At 70.4% G+C, this 12,251-nt stretch carries 14 protein-coding genes; 9 read left to right on the plus strand and 5 right to left on the minus strand.

The window, feature by feature from the left end; all coding sequences use genetic code 11:
• The first annotated feature begins 48 nt into the window (after positions 1-48).
• From ACNI14_RS10615 to ACNI14_RS10630, 4 genes are read left to right on the plus strand one after another with little or no spacing between them, the layout of a single operon-like run.
• Positions 49-504: a hypothetical protein gene (locus ACNI14_RS10615; protein ID WP_420520000.1), complete on the plus strand. Its 456-nt coding sequence runs from the start codon at positions 49-51 to the stop codon at positions 502-504.
• Positions 505-562: 58 nt separating this feature from the next.
• Entirely contained in the window at positions 563-811 is a 249-nt protein-coding gene (gene purS / locus ACNI14_RS10620) for a phosphoribosylformylglycinamidine synthase subunit PurS (protein ID WP_420520001.1), read from the plus strand.
• Positions 811-1,512 carry a phosphoribosylformylglycinamidine synthase subunit PurQ gene (gene purQ, locus ACNI14_RS10625; RefSeq protein ID WP_420520002.1) on the plus strand — a complete coding sequence of 234 codons (702 nt, stop codon included), beginning with the start codon at positions 811-813 and terminating at the stop codon, positions 1,510-1,512. Before purS ends, purQ begins: the two co-directional genes overlap by 1 nt.
• 2 nt (positions 1,513-1,514) lie before the next feature.
• A complete protein-coding gene (locus tag ACNI14_RS10630) occupies positions 1,515-2,195 on the plus strand; it encodes a nucleoside/nucleotide kinase family protein (protein WP_420520003.1) in 681 nt (226 codons plus the stop codon).
• A 46-nt stretch (positions 2,196-2,241) separates the two neighbouring features.
• On the opposite strand, the gene ACNI14_RS10635 is transcribed toward ACNI14_RS10630, so the two are convergent.
• The 4 genes from ACNI14_RS10635 to ACNI14_RS10650 all read right to left on the minus strand — a co-directional run bounded on the left by ACNI14_RS10635 (position 2,242) and on the right by ACNI14_RS10650 (position 4,829).
• On the minus strand, positions 2,242-2,760 hold the full coding sequence (locus ACNI14_RS10635; RefSeq protein WP_420520004.1) for a metallophosphoesterase family protein: 519 nt from the start codon (positions 2,758-2,760) through the stop codon (positions 2,242-2,244).
• Positions 2,761-2,805: 45 nt separating this feature from the next.
• Complete coding sequence (locus tag ACNI14_RS10640) at positions 2,806-3,879, minus strand: LLM class flavin-dependent oxidoreductase (protein ID WP_420520005.1); 1,074 nt, start codon at positions 3,877-3,879, stop codon at positions 2,806-2,808.
• An 85-nt stretch (positions 3,880-3,964) separates the two neighbouring features.
• Positions 3,965-4,321: a hypothetical protein gene (locus ACNI14_RS10645; RefSeq protein WP_420520006.1), complete on the minus strand. Its 357-nt coding sequence runs from the start codon at positions 4,319-4,321 to the stop codon at positions 3,965-3,967.
• 67 nt (positions 4,322-4,388) lie between these two features.
• Positions 4,389-4,829: a hypothetical protein gene (locus tag ACNI14_RS10650; RefSeq protein ID WP_420520007.1), complete on the minus strand. Its 441-nt coding sequence runs from the start codon at positions 4,827-4,829 to the stop codon at positions 4,389-4,391.
• Between the two features lie 146 nt (positions 4,830-4,975).
• Here ACNI14_RS10650 and ACNI14_RS10655 point away from each other — a divergent pair, with 146 nt between their 5' ends.
• Both ACNI14_RS10655 and ACNI14_RS10660 read left to right on the plus strand, forming a co-directional pair.
• Complete coding sequence (locus ACNI14_RS10655; RefSeq protein ID WP_420520008.1) at positions 4,976-6,469, plus strand: deoxyguanosinetriphosphate triphosphohydrolase family protein; 1,494 nt, start codon at positions 4,976-4,978, stop codon at positions 6,467-6,469.
• Positions 6,470-6,493: 24 nt separating this feature from the next.
• Entirely contained in the window at positions 6,494-7,486 is a 993-nt protein-coding gene (locus ACNI14_RS10660) for a GNAT family N-acetyltransferase (RefSeq protein WP_420520009.1), read from the plus strand.
• A 3-nt stretch (positions 7,487-7,489) separates the two neighbouring features.
• Here ACNI14_RS10660 and ACNI14_RS10665 read toward each other — a convergent pair whose 3' ends face one another.
• Positions 7,490-8,194 (minus strand): aspartate/glutamate racemase family protein, encoded by a 705-nt coding sequence (locus tag ACNI14_RS10665; protein ID WP_420520010.1) that lies wholly within the window; start codon positions 8,192-8,194, stop codon positions 7,490-7,492.
• A 247-nt stretch (positions 8,195-8,441) separates the two neighbouring features.
• Here ACNI14_RS10665 and ACNI14_RS10670 point away from each other — a divergent pair, with 247 nt between their 5' ends.
• The 3 genes from ACNI14_RS10670 to pntB all read left to right on the plus strand — a co-directional run bounded on the left by ACNI14_RS10670 (position 8,442) and on the right by pntB (position 12,127).
• Entirely contained in the window at positions 8,442-8,840 is a 399-nt protein-coding gene (locus ACNI14_RS10670) for a heavy metal-responsive transcriptional regulator (RefSeq protein WP_420520011.1), read from the plus strand.
• A gap of 274 nt (positions 8,841-9,114) precedes the next feature.
• Entirely contained in the window at positions 9,115-10,707 is a 1,593-nt protein-coding gene (locus tag ACNI14_RS10675; RefSeq protein WP_420520012.1) for a Re/Si-specific NAD(P)(+) transhydrogenase subunit alpha, read from the plus strand.
• A 4-nt stretch (positions 10,708-10,711) separates the two neighbouring features.
• Positions 10,712-12,127 carry a Re/Si-specific NAD(P)(+) transhydrogenase subunit beta gene (gene pntB / locus ACNI14_RS10680; protein WP_420520013.1) on the plus strand — a complete coding sequence of 472 codons (1,416 nt, stop codon included), beginning with the start codon at positions 10,712-10,714 and terminating at the stop codon, positions 12,125-12,127.
• The last annotated feature ends 124 nt before the right edge of the window (positions 12,128-12,251 follow it).

The following is a 12,251-nucleotide window of genomic DNA, read 5'->3' on the forward strand; positions in this document are numbered from 1 at the left end:
AGCGTAGTCGCGCCCCAACGCTGGGGCTCTGCGCGTCGTCGTGTATCCATGGGGACAAAGCAAACGGCGGGAGCGCTCGTTGCGGCGGCAGCGCTGATGGTGTCGGGCTGCGCGAGCGAAGGTGGAGTGTCCGGTCCGGTCGCGTGGGACGAGGAGCTCGATCTCGGGGCGCCAGGCGCAGAGCTCGACACCGTCGACGACGTCGGCTTCTACCCCGCGTGTGGGAACGAGACCCTGACATTCGAAGGGGAGGACTGGTACCCGTTCGAGCCCGCCAACCTTGATGACTACCCCTCCGCGCCTCTCGCTCTGGCGAGCGCCGCGCTGGGCTTTGCCCGCGCATCGGCCGTTGTCGCGCTGCCCTCCGTGGAGGAACCCGGACCAGGGGACGCCACGGGCACACTGACGCGCTACGACGACGGTTTTGCGCACTGGGTGTCGGACAGCGGCAACTTCGAGACGTGGCTGACGGCGACGGAGCTGGAGTACAGCTGGGTCTGCTAGCAGGCGCCTGGGCCGGACGTCCGCCAGGCGTGCGCGACCGAGCCGTTAAGATGCAGTTATGCCCACGATCGTCGTCCACGTGATGCCCAAGCCCGAGATTCTCGACCCCCAAGGTAAGGCCGTGGGCGCCGCCCTCCCGCGACTCGGATTCGACGGCTTCGCGTCGGTGCGCCAGGGCAAGCGGTTCGAGCTCGCAGTCGACGGCGACGTCACCGACGAGCTGCTCGCCCAGGCCCGCGATGCGGCCTCGACGATGCTCAGCAACCCCGTGATCGAGGACGTGGTGGCCGTGGAGGTCGTCGACTGATGGCCCGCATCGGCGTCGTCACCTTTCCCGGCTCGCTGGACGACCGCGACGCCGCACGCGCCGTGCGCCTCGCGGGCGGCGAGGCGGTCAACCTCTTCCACACCGAGGCCGACCTCCAGGGGGTCGACGCGGTGGTGCTGCCCGGCGGCTTCAGCTACGGCGACTACCTGCGCGCGGGCGCCATCTCGCGGTTCTCGCCCATCATGGAGCGCGTGGTCGACGCCGCCCGTGGAGGCATGCCGGTGCTCGGTATCTGCAACGGCTTCCAGGTGCTCACCGAGGTGCACCTGCTGCCCGGGTCGATGATCAAGAACCAGCACCTTCACTTCGTGTGCCGCGACCAGGTGCTGCGCGTCGAGAACGCCAGCACCGCGTGGTCGAGCGACTACGAGGCGGGCCAGGAGATCACCATCCCGCTCAAGAACCAGGACGGACAGTACGTCGCGGACGAGCACACTCTTGACGAGCTCGAGGGCGAGGGGCTGGTCGCGTTCCGCTATGTGGGTCAGAACCTCAACGGCTCGCGCCGCGACATCGCAGGCATCACCAACGGCCGCGGCAACGTGGTGGGGCTGATGCCGCACCCCGAGCATGCGGTCGAGCCCGGCTTCGGCCCGGACTCGAGCCTGAACGGGCGCCGCGGCACGGACGGCCTCGCCTTCTTCACCTCGGCGATCAAGGGACTGGTCGCCACGGTGTAGTCATGGATCGCCGCCAGAAGGTCATCGGCACCGTCGCCGACTCGCTCCCTCGTCCCGAGGGCGGGCCGGTGCTGATCGCGATCGACGGGCCCGACGCCTCTGGCAAGACCACCCTGCGCAAGGAACTGGGCGCCGAGCTGCGCTGCCGTGGCCGGGACGTGGTCGAGGTCAGCATGGACGACTTCCACCATCAGCGGGAGCACCGCTACCGCCAGGGGCGCACGAGCCCGCGCGGGTTCTGGGAGGACTCGTTCGACCACGAGGCCTTCATCGAGAAGGTGCTCAAGCCGCTCGCGCCGGGCGGGGACCGCGTGGTCACTCTGCGCCACCACGACCTGAACTCGGACGAGCTCCTGCCCGACTCCCGCGCGGTGGGCGTGGGCGATGAGGTGACGCTGCTCGCCGACGGGCTGTTCATGCAGCACCCGGGCCTGGCCGAGTGGTGGAACGCCGTGGTGTGGGTCGAGGCTCCGTACTCCGTGCGGTTCGCACGCATGGTGAAGCGCGACGGCCTCGAATCTGATCCCGACGACCCGTTGCAGCGCCGCTACTTCGACGGCCAGCTGATCTATCGCCGCGAGGTGGCGCCGCGAGACAAGGCCCTCGTCGTGGTCGACAACGCGGACCCCCAGCGCCCGCGCATCCTGTCGGGCCCGTCTCAGGGGGCCGTGCCGGTCATCTAGCGCAGTCGCAGCCTGACGTCACCGCCGCATCGCCACTGGCGCATCGTCAGCGCGGCGTCGGAACGAGCGTGACGTCGCGTAGCACCCCGTCGTCGGCCACGGCCGTCATGACTGTTCCCACGGGCTGTCGGCGACGGTCGGTGGGCGAGCCGGGGTTGAGCAGACGCAGCCCGCCGGGCGTCGTCGAGTCCCAGGGAATGTGCGAGTGACCGAAGACGAGGACGTCGGCTGGCTCGGCGCTGGTGGGCCCGAACCACGCGTCACAGCGTCGCTCGCGCCGTGCGGCGTCCCCGGTCTCGTGAATCATGGCGAACCGGACGCCCTCGATCTCGACGCGCGCGACCTCGCCCAGGCGCTGCCACAGCGCGGGCCCATCGTTGTTGCCCGCGACCCCCACCAGTCGGGAGGCCCGGCCTTCTATCTCGTCCAGCAGCGCCTCATCGACCCAGTCGCCCGCGTGCAGCACGATGTCGGCCTGCTCGATGAGCCCCCACACCTGCGGCTGCAGGGCGCGGGCCTTCTTCGGAACATGCGTGTCGCTGATGAGCAAGAGGCGCGTGGTCACACCCCCGAGGGTGGCATGGCCGGGACGCGATGACGGTCATCGCACTCAGTGCCGCTCGAACCCCCGCAGCCCCTCGCGCGGCCCGGTGTGGTGCGGAGCGAGCCGATCGCGCAGCTCCTTGAAGGCGTGGAAGGTGCGGTGATTGAAGTCCGCGCCCAGCTGGTTGGGGATCGTCACCAGCAGGGTGTCGGAGCTCATCACGGCCTCGTCGTCCCGCAGCTCGCGCTCAAGCTTGTCCATGTCGCCCACGTAGGTCTTGCCGAACGTGGCGATGAAGTTGTCGATCGAGCCCACCTGATCGCGGTTGGCGCCCATGCGGTCTCGCTCGAGGGTGGGGCTGAAGTAGAGAGCCGTCTCGTCGTCGACGATGGGCTGGATCGAGCGCGACACGGACACACGCGGCACGCCCTCGTGTCCCGCATCGGCCCATGCGGACCGGAACGCGTCGATCTGTCGCGACTGGATCACGCCGAGCGGCTCGCCGCTGCCGCCCTCGACCAGCGTCGAGGACATGAGGTTCATCCCCAGCTCGCCCACCTTGCGGGCCGACTCCTCGCCGCCCGCGCCGTACCAGATGCGCTCGGTGAGGCCGGGGGACTGCGGGGTGATCGCAAGCTTGGTGCCGGGGCGCACGTGCGCGTTCGCTCCGGGGTCCGCGATGCCCTCACCGGAGATCGCACCGCGGAACTTCGCGATGCGCTCGGCCGCGTCCTCAACCGGGAGCTTGCCCACGGGAAGGGGATAGCCGAAGGTGCCCGGGCCATCGGCCGCGGGTTCAGGTGATCCGCGCGAGACGCCGAGCTGCAGGCGCCCGCCCGAGATGAGATCGGCGGTGCCGGCGGCCTCCGCCATGTACAGCGGGTTCTCGTAGCGCATGTTGATGACGCCGGTGCCGAGCTCCACGCGCGAGGTCTTCGCCCCCATCGCGGACAGCAGGGGGAACGGCGACGAGGTGTTCTGCTCGTAGTGGTGGATGCGAATCCACGCGCCGTCCATCGACGCGTCCTCCGCGGCCTCGGCCAGCCGGATCGTGTCGTGCATGAGTTCGCTCGCGGTGCGCACGCGAGAGCCGGGCGCGCCGGACCACCATCCGAAGCTCAGAAATCCGATGTTGAGCATGTCGCCCTCCCTAGTTGAAGCCTCAAGTATCCACCGAGATCAACGCGAGGCGCGCATCGGCCATTCCGCGCGGCCGATGCGGGGGCTAAGCAGTCTCCGCCTGTCCTTGCTTGGCCTCGCGGTAGTTGGCGAGCTTGCCCGCAAACGTGGCGCCGCCGAGGGCGGCCAGGCTCCCGTAGAAGGCGACCGGCACCCAGAGCGGCGGCTGAGCATCGCGGATCATGTCCACATACGCGAGCAGGACGAGTGCCGAGAAGATCAGCTGGCTCCCCTTGGCTCCCGCCTGGGCCCAGCCCTCATCGGCGAAGGACAGCGCCAAGCCAATCAATGCGGCCGCTAAGGACACGTACGCCAGACCGACGGGCCAGTTCGGATCGTCGGCGGCGTTCGCGACCACCCAGATCACGGCCGCAGCGAACGGGACGAGAGCCGCGTAGTTCACGAGTCTGAACCTCCGCGGAATCCGACGGAGCAACGCCACGCGCCGCGGTGACGTCTGGGGCGCTGGATCACTCATTCCGGAGCGCGCCTCGATAGGTGGTCGCCTTGCCGGCGATGACGGCCGCGCCGACACCGATTAGGCCGCCGTACATCGTGATCGGCACCCACACCGGCGCATCAGCCGCTGCCACGAACACCAGGAACATCGCTACGAGGTTGACGGCGACGATCGCCCGTGCCGCAGCAACGACCCACCGTGCCCAGCGCTCCCTCACCAGCACCAGCGGAACGCTGACGAGCGCGATGGCGGCGACCGTGTAGATGACCGCCACGGGCCACTCAGCGGCGTACGCGGCAAACAGGGCAACCCAGATCGCGCCTGCCGCGAAGGGGACGAGCGCCAGGTAGGCCGCGATCTTTTGCTGGCGGGGAAGGGGGTGCGTCAACGCCGACATCAGCGCGGATCCTCGGGTGGCAGGGACGGTTTCGGTCTCTTGCTGCGCGAGCACGGGAGTGCCTCCTTCAGCAAATCGCGTCGGTGCCACCGATGCCTCCATGCTGACACAGGCCCCAGCGTCGCGAAAGGCGCCGGTGAGATAAGCGCACGCCGTGAGCCCCCGCATCGGCCGGAGGGGGCATGCGCCAGGATGGACGCATGACCGAGGCTGATCCCCGCACCGCCCGGCGCGCACCCGAGGCGCTCGACGACTTCCAATTGGCGGAGCGGAACCCGGACTTCCGGGTCGACCTGGAGCGCGTTCGCTTCTCGCCGTACTTCGCGCGGCTGTCCGCAGTCACGCAGGTGATCGCGCAGTCCGGCGCCGGCCTGGCCGTGCACAACCGACTCACTCACTCGGTGAAGGTGGCGGCGGTCGCGCGGGCGATCGCGATGCACCTGCACCGCGACACGGGACCGGTGGGGCGGCTCGTCGAGGAGCTCGGAGGGTGCGACCCGGTGGTGGTGCAGGCCGCGGCCAGCGCTCACGACGTGGGCCACCCGCCATTCGGCCACCTCGGCGAGCGGGCGTTGGACCGGTTGGCGCGCGACCGGTTCCGGCTCCAGGAGGGCTTCGAGGGCAACGCGCAGACCTACCGGATCCTCACGCGGCTCGACGAGCACGACGTCACGGGGGTCGGTCTCAACCTCACGAGCGCGGTGCGGGCAGCGGTGCTCAAGTACCCGTGGCGGCGCGGCGAGGGTGGCAGCCGCCGGGGCGCCGCGAGCCACAAGTTCTCGATGTACGTCATCGATGCGGCCGACGCGAGACACGCGCGCGAGGCCTATCCGACCATCGTGGACGGCCAGCAGACGCTCGAGTGCTCGGTGATGGACATCGCGGACGACATCGCCTATTCGCTGCACGACCTCGACGACTTCTACCGCGCCGGCCTCCTCAACCAGGGGACCATCGCAGGAGAGTTCCGCGAGTGGCGCCGCAACCTCGCGGAACTGCGGGCGCTCGACACGCTCACGCTGCAGTCCCGCAGCAGGGCCCCAGGCTATTCGCTCGAGATCCTGTGGCGACGGCTGGCCGATCGGGACCCGTGGATCGCGGATGCCGGCGCCTTCGACCAGGCCGTCACGCGGGTCACCGCAGAGGTGGTCGAGGGCCTGCTCACCGTGCCGTTCGACGGGTCGCTGAGCGCGGACCGGGCGCTCGCGCGCTTCACCGGCGACTGGATCCGACACCTGCAGTCCTCGGTCGAGGTGCACCGCGAGCCGGCCCTGCGCTCCGGCCACGTCATGCTCGACCAGACGGCGTGGCACGAGGTCGCCGTGCTGAAGTTCCTGCACGAGCGATTCATCCTCGACCGTCCCGACCTCGCGGTGTATCAGCGGGGCCAGGCGAACCTGCTCGAGAGACTGGTCGATGGGTTCACCGCGTGGCTCGACGACGCTCACGACGTGCGCCGGGCTCCGCGCCGCATGCTCGAACTGGTGGATCTCGCGACGCACGACTACCTGACGGTCGCCCGCGAGCACCCGGGGGAGCTGCCCGACATCGACGAGAACGAGCTGCGCCGCCGTGCCGCCGGGCGCGGCATCATCGACTACGTGGGCGCCCTCACGGATGCGCAGGCCACTCACCTCGACGCCCTGCTCGCCGGCGACACGGAACGGCTGTGGGACGCGGGCCAGGGCCTGTAGGCGCCGGCTCCCTAGACTCCACTCATGATCACCGTTCGCAGCGTCGCCGCCGACGACGCCCACGCGCACCGCCTGTGGAAGGCGCAGGAGCGCGACCTCGCCGAGCGCTACGACGAGCCCGACCTCGAGCTGGAGACCGAGTTCCCCACGCTCGTCGGCTCGTGGGTGGGCTACGCGGAGGACGGATCGCCCGTGGCGTCGATCGTCGCGCGGTGGTCGCCCTACGCGGAGACGGCGCCGGGCGACGTCGAGCTCAAGCGGCTGTGGGTCGAGCCCGGGCACCGGGGGCACGGCCACTCACGGGTCATGCTCGGCGCCGCCGAGGCCGCGGCGCGCAAGGCCGGCGCCACGCGGCTGATCCTGGAGACCGGCACGGGGCAGCCGGAGGCGATGGCGCTGTACGAATCGGCGGGCTGGTCACCGATGTCCGCGTACGGCGAGTACCGCGACGAGCCCGACTCCCGCTGCTATGCCAAGCCCCTCGCCACCCGTGTCCTGATCATCAACGGCACCATCGGCGCGGGCAAGACGACCATCGCCGCCGCTGTCCACGACGTGCTGGGCGAGCGTGCCGCGCACTGTGGCTTCATCGACGCCGATGCGCTGTGCCAGGCAGTCCCCGCGCCCGCCTCCGACGCCTATCAGCAGGAGCTGCTGTTCGATTCGCTCACCTCGGTCGCAGCGGTGTTCCGCGCTCGCGGCTACGGGCTGATGGTGATTCCGCGGGTGGTCGAGGACGCCGCCGACAGGGCGCGCTACGAGCGCGCCTTCGCGAGCGCCGATGCGGGGGCGGCCGAGGTCACGATCGTCCGGGTGGTGGCGCCTCAGGACACGCGGCTGGCGCGGGTCGCGCAGCGGGAGCCCGCGGGCCATTGGCGCGACTGGGCGACGGCGCGCACCGTCGAGTTGGACGAGGTGCTGGAGGACCTGGACCTGGACGACGCGGTGGTGGACAACTCCGGCGACCGCGACCGACTGGACGTCGCCGCCGAACTCCTCGACCGCATCGGCTGGTAGTGATCAGTCGGCGAGGGCGAACTCCAGCGCCGCGTCGACGTGCAGGCCCATCGAGTCGAAGTAGGGCTCGTCGACGTCGTCGGCGGTGAGCACCATGGGGATCTCGGTGCACCCGGAGATCACGCCCTGGGCACCGCGCTCACGCAGCTCCAGGTAGAGGTCGCGCACCCACGCGCTCGCGCCGTCGGGAACGATGCCGCGGGCGAGCGACCCGTAGATCAGGTCGTGCAGCTCGGTCAGCGCGGGCTCGTCGGGCACCACGGTCGTGATGCCGCGCGCGGCCATGTGGTCGCGATAGAACGGGTCGCGCATCGTGTACCCGGTGCCCAGCAGCGCGACGGTGTCGAGACCCGCGGCCTCGATCGCATCGGCCGTGGCGTCGAGCATGTGGATCAGCGGCACCTCGATCGCGCTCGCGACCGTGGGCGCGACCTTGTGCATGGTGTTGGCGCAGATCAGGATCGCCTCGGCCCCCGCGTACTCGAGCGCCGCGGCATCCGCCGCGAACCGCGCGCCCAGGGCCTCCCAGTCGCCCGCGGCCTGGGCATCGGCGATCTGCTGGAAGTTGTACGAGCGCACCAGCAGGTCTGCGGCGCTCGACCCTCCCAGGCGCTGGTTCACGCCCTCGTTCAGCAGCCGCTCGAACTCGAGCGAGCTGTGCCAGGTGATTCCTCCGAGCAGGCCTAGACGGCGGGGTTCGGTGCGCATCCATCCAGGTTATGGCGTGTAGGCGGCCGATGCGAGGGCCAGGTGCGGCGCTCGCGGCACCTGGGTGCTGCGGCTGCGGGATCGCGGTAGGAGCCACACGGATCCAGCGGCGCATCGTCCGTCGAGAAGCCGCATTCGCAGGTTCGCGACTGACCATGGTGGTGGTCGTCAGTCGGCAAGCTACGTGCCAGGGAACCCTCCAGCGCGCTGTAACGTTGAAGCAGGAAGTCAACCCAGGGGAGTGACCATGCGCATTGGCGAACTGGCCCAGCAGGCAGGCGTGACCGCCAAGACCGTCCGCTACTACGAGTCGGTGGGGCTGCTGCCCGACCCGGGCCGCACGGGATCCGGCTACCGCGACTACGACGAGGACGCGGTGGAGCGCCTGCAGTTCGTGCGCGACGCGCAGGCGGCTGGGCTGACGCTCAAGGAGTCGCGCGCGATCCTTGACATGAAGGCCGAGGGGCACGGCACGTGCGAGCACACGCGCGCGCTGCTGAACCGGCACCTCGAGGACATCGACGCCCAGATCGCCTCCCTGCAGTCGGCGCGGGCCGAACTCGTGTCGCTCTCCCAGCGCGCGGACGTGCTGGACCCCGCCGCGTGCAACGACCCCAACCGCTGCCAGGTGGTGGGCGCGCACTAGGCAGGCTCGCGCATCGGCCGCCCTGCGCATCCACGCCGACCGAACGACCGGACCAACTGAGCCACGACGCGCGGATCCGTGCGTGCTGTGACCCGCGCGACTCAGATGGTCCGGCCCGTCGGTCCGACACGGGGCGGGCCGATGCGCGTGGGACGAGGGTCCCGCAGGAACCCCCTGGTTACGGACATAGGCTTGCAGCGGATGGCGGCGGTGCGCACCCTGCACCGCACCGCCGCACATCCACCCCGATTCGAGACGGAGGGCGCGCCCAAGCATGCTCATCACAGTCCCCAAGGAGCCCCGCGCGGGCGAACGCCTTGTCGCCGCGACTCCACGCACCGTCGAGAAGCTGGTGAAGCTCGGCTACGAGGTCGCGGTCCAGTCCGGTGCCGGCACGGAGGCGAGCCTGCCCGACGAGACCTACGTCGCCTCGGGCGCGCGCATCTGCGACCGCACCGAAGCCTGGTCGGGCGACGTCGTCATCGCCGTGGGCGCACCCGGCGAGGCCGAGCTCGCGCTCATGAAGAAGGGCGCGATCCTCGCGGCCTCGCTCGCCCCTCACTCGCAGCCCGACCGATTGGGCACCTACGCGGAGCACGGCATCACTGCGCTTGCCCTCGACGCCGTCCCGCGCATCTCCCGCGCGCAGGCCCTCGACGTGCTGTCCAGCATGTCCAACGTCTCCGGCTACCGGGCCGTCATCGAGGCGGCCGGGTCCTACAGCGGCATGTTCGCCGGCCAGGTCACGGCCGCCGGCAAGACCCCTCCCGCGACCGTCTTCGTGATCGGCGGGGGTGTGGCCGGCCTCGCCGCGATCGGCGCCGCCGTGTCGCTCGGCGCGCAGGTGCGGGCCTTCGACGTGCGCCCCGAGGCCGCCGAGGAGATCGAGTCCATGGGCGCGACGTTCGTGTCGCTGCCCGACGCCCAGCAGGAGGTCTCGACCGACGGCTACGCGAGCGCGCTCACCGAGGCCCAAGAGCGCCTCACCCAGGAGCTCTACGCTCGCGAGGCCGCGGGCGCGGACGTGGTGATCACCACCGCGCTCGTGCGCGGGCAGGCGCCCACCACCATCACGGCCGATGCGGTCGCGGGCATGCGTCCCGGTTCCGTGATCGTGGACCTCGCCGCCTCCGGCGGCGGCAACTGCGAGCTCACCGTCCCCGGCGACCGGGTGGTCACCGAGGGCGGCGTCACGATCCTGGGATGGACCGACCTGCCCAGCCGCATGCCCCAGCACTCGTCGCAGCTGCTCGGCACCAACATCGTCCACCTGCTCACGCTGCTGACGCCCGAGAAGGACGGCACCCCGGTGCTGGACCTCGAGGACGTGGTGGTGCGCGGCATGACCGTCGCCCACGAGGGAGACGTGCTGTGGCCGCCGCCCGCGGTGCAGGTGTCCGCGTCCCCTCACGCCCCCGCGCCGGCACCCACTGAGCCCGCCGCGGCGGTGACGGGCGCCGCCGAGCCGGCGACCGCATCGGCCGCTGGCGATGCGAGTCCCGCCAAGCCGCCGATGAACCCCAAGACGCGTCGTGCCTGGCTGATGGGCATCGGTGCCGGTGCGCTGGCCATCGCACTCGCGTTCTCCGACCCCGCGTTCCTCGCGATGTTCACCGTGTTCGTGCTGTCGGTGGTCGTGGGCTACTACGTGATCTCGAACGTCAGCCACTCGCTGCACACGCCGCTCATGAGCCAGACGAACGCGATCTCCGGGATCATCCTGGTGGGCGCGCTGCTGCAGCTCGGGTCGTCCAACCTGGTCGTGACCGCGCTGGCCTTCGTGGCGGCGGCGGTCGCGTCCATCAACGTGTTCGGTGGGTTCCTCGTGACCTACCGCATGCTCGGCATGTTCCAGAAGGGGGCGTGACACCGTGACGGTGCTGTCCATCGCTCAGGTCGCCTACCTCGTCGCGGCCGTGCTGTTCATCCTGTCCCTCGCGGGGCTGTCCAAGCAGACCACCGCGCGCCGCGGCAACGTGCTGGGCATGGCGGGCATGGCCATCGCGATCCTCGCCACCATCGCCCTCGCACTTGAGCGGTCCGAACGGCCCGTGGGCGTCACCGCCGTGCTGATCCTGGCCGTGCTGCTGATCGGCGCGCTCGTGGGGACCTGGCGCGCGCGCTCGGTCGAGATGACCCAGATGCCCGAGCTCATCGCGATCCTGCACTCGTTCGTGGGCGCCGCCGCGGTGCTGATCGGCTTCAACTCGTACCTGACCGAGCAGCACGACGCAATGCACCAGGTCGAGGTCTTCCTCGGCGTCTTCATCGGCGCGATCACCTTCACCGGCTCGATCATCGCCTACCTCAAGCTGTCCGCAAAGATGTCGTCCTCGCCGCTGACCCTGCCCGGTCGTCACCTGCTCAACCTCGCGGGCGTGTTGGCCAGCGCCGGGCTGATGGCGTGGTTCATCGCCGCTCCGTCCGTGTGGCCGCTGGCGATCATGACCCTCATCGCGCTGGCCATCGGCGCGCACCTGGTGGCGGCCATCGGCGGCGGCGACATGCCCGTCGTGGTCTCGATGCTCAACTCGTACTCCGGCTGGGCCGCGGCTGCCGCAGGCTTCATGCTCGGCAACACCCTGCTGATCGTGGTGGGCGCGCTGGTGGGCTCCTCGGGTGCGATCCTCAGCTACATCATGTGCAAGGCGATGAACCGCACGTTCATCGCGGTCATCCTGGGCGGGTTCGGTGGAGACGGCGCCTCGTCGGGGCCGGCGGCCGAGGTCGACCACAGCCTCACCCACACCGAGATGACGGTCGACCAGACCGCGGCGCTGCTTGCGACCGCCAAGTCCGTGGTGATCGCTCCTGGTTACGGCATGGCCGTCGCCAAGGCGCAGTACCCCGTGGCCGAGCTGGTGCGCAGGCTGCGAGCCAGCGGCACCGAGGTGCGCTTCGCGGTCCACCCCGTGGCCGGGCGCCTGCCGGGCCACATGAACGTGCTGCTCGCCGAGGCCCGCGTGCCGTACGACATCGTGCTCGAGCTCGACGAGATCAACGCGGACTTCGCGGACACGGACGTGGTGCTCGTGATCGGCGCCAACGACACCGTCAACCCCGCCGCGCAGGAGGACCCGTCCTCGCCGATCGCCGGCATGCCGGTGCTCGAGGTGTGGAACGCGAACAAGGTCGTGGTCTTCAAGCGATCGATGGCCACCGGATACGCGGGGGTGCAGAACCCGCTGTTCTTCCGCGACAACGCGTCCATGCTCTTCGGCGACGCCAAGACCCAGGTCGAGGCGATTCTGGCCGCGCTGCCGGTGGCAGACCCCGTCGACGCCTGAACTGAGCCCGCGGACTGGCGCCAGCGAGGGTGCCCACCGGCCCGGCGCATCGGCCGCTGTGCCGCGTCACGGACCGGCGGGCCGGATGAACTGAGCCCCGCCGCGATCTCTCGCGCTGCGGGTG

The sequence above is a fragment of the Demequina pilifera genome (genome assembly GCF_048814985.1).
In the GTDB taxonomy this organism is placed as follows: domain Bacteria; phylum Actinomycetota; class Actinomycetes; order Actinomycetales; family Demequinaceae; genus Demequina.

Excerpts from the sequence above, each read along its gene's own strand:
- ACNI14_RS10615 (WP_420520000.1), top strand. The coding sequence starts at position 49 with ATGGGGACAAAGCAAACGGCGGGAGCGCTCGTTGCGGCGGCAGCGCTG.
- purS (WP_420520001.1), top strand. The coding sequence starts at position 563 with ATGCCCACGATCGTCGTCCACGTGATGCCCAAGCCCGAGATTCTCGAC.
- purQ (WP_420520002.1), top strand. The coding sequence starts at position 811 with ATGGCCCGCATCGGCGTCGTCACCTTTCCCGGCTCGCTGGACGACCGC.
- ACNI14_RS10630 (WP_420520003.1), top strand. The coding sequence starts at position 1,515 with ATGGATCGCCGCCAGAAGGTCATCGGCACCGTCGCCGACTCGCTCCCT.
- ACNI14_RS10640 (WP_420520005.1), bottom strand. The coding sequence starts at position 3,879 with ATGCTCAACATCGGATTTCTGAGCTTCGGATGGTGGTCCGGCGCGCCC.
- ACNI14_RS10655 (WP_420520008.1), top strand. The coding sequence starts at position 4,976 with ATGACCGAGGCTGATCCCCGCACCGCCCGGCGCGCACCCGAGGCGCTC.
- ACNI14_RS10660 (WP_420520009.1), top strand. The coding sequence starts at position 6,494 with ATGATCACCGTTCGCAGCGTCGCCGCCGACGACGCCCACGCGCACCGC.
- ACNI14_RS10665 (WP_420520010.1), bottom strand. The coding sequence starts at position 8,194 with ATGCGCACCGAACCCCGCCGTCTAGGCCTGCTCGGAGGAATCACCTGG.
- ACNI14_RS10670 (WP_420520011.1), top strand. The coding sequence starts at position 8,442 with ATGCGCATTGGCGAACTGGCCCAGCAGGCAGGCGTGACCGCCAAGACC.
- ACNI14_RS10675 (WP_420520012.1), top strand. The coding sequence starts at position 9,115 with ATGCTCATCACAGTCCCCAAGGAGCCCCGCGCGGGCGAACGCCTTGTC.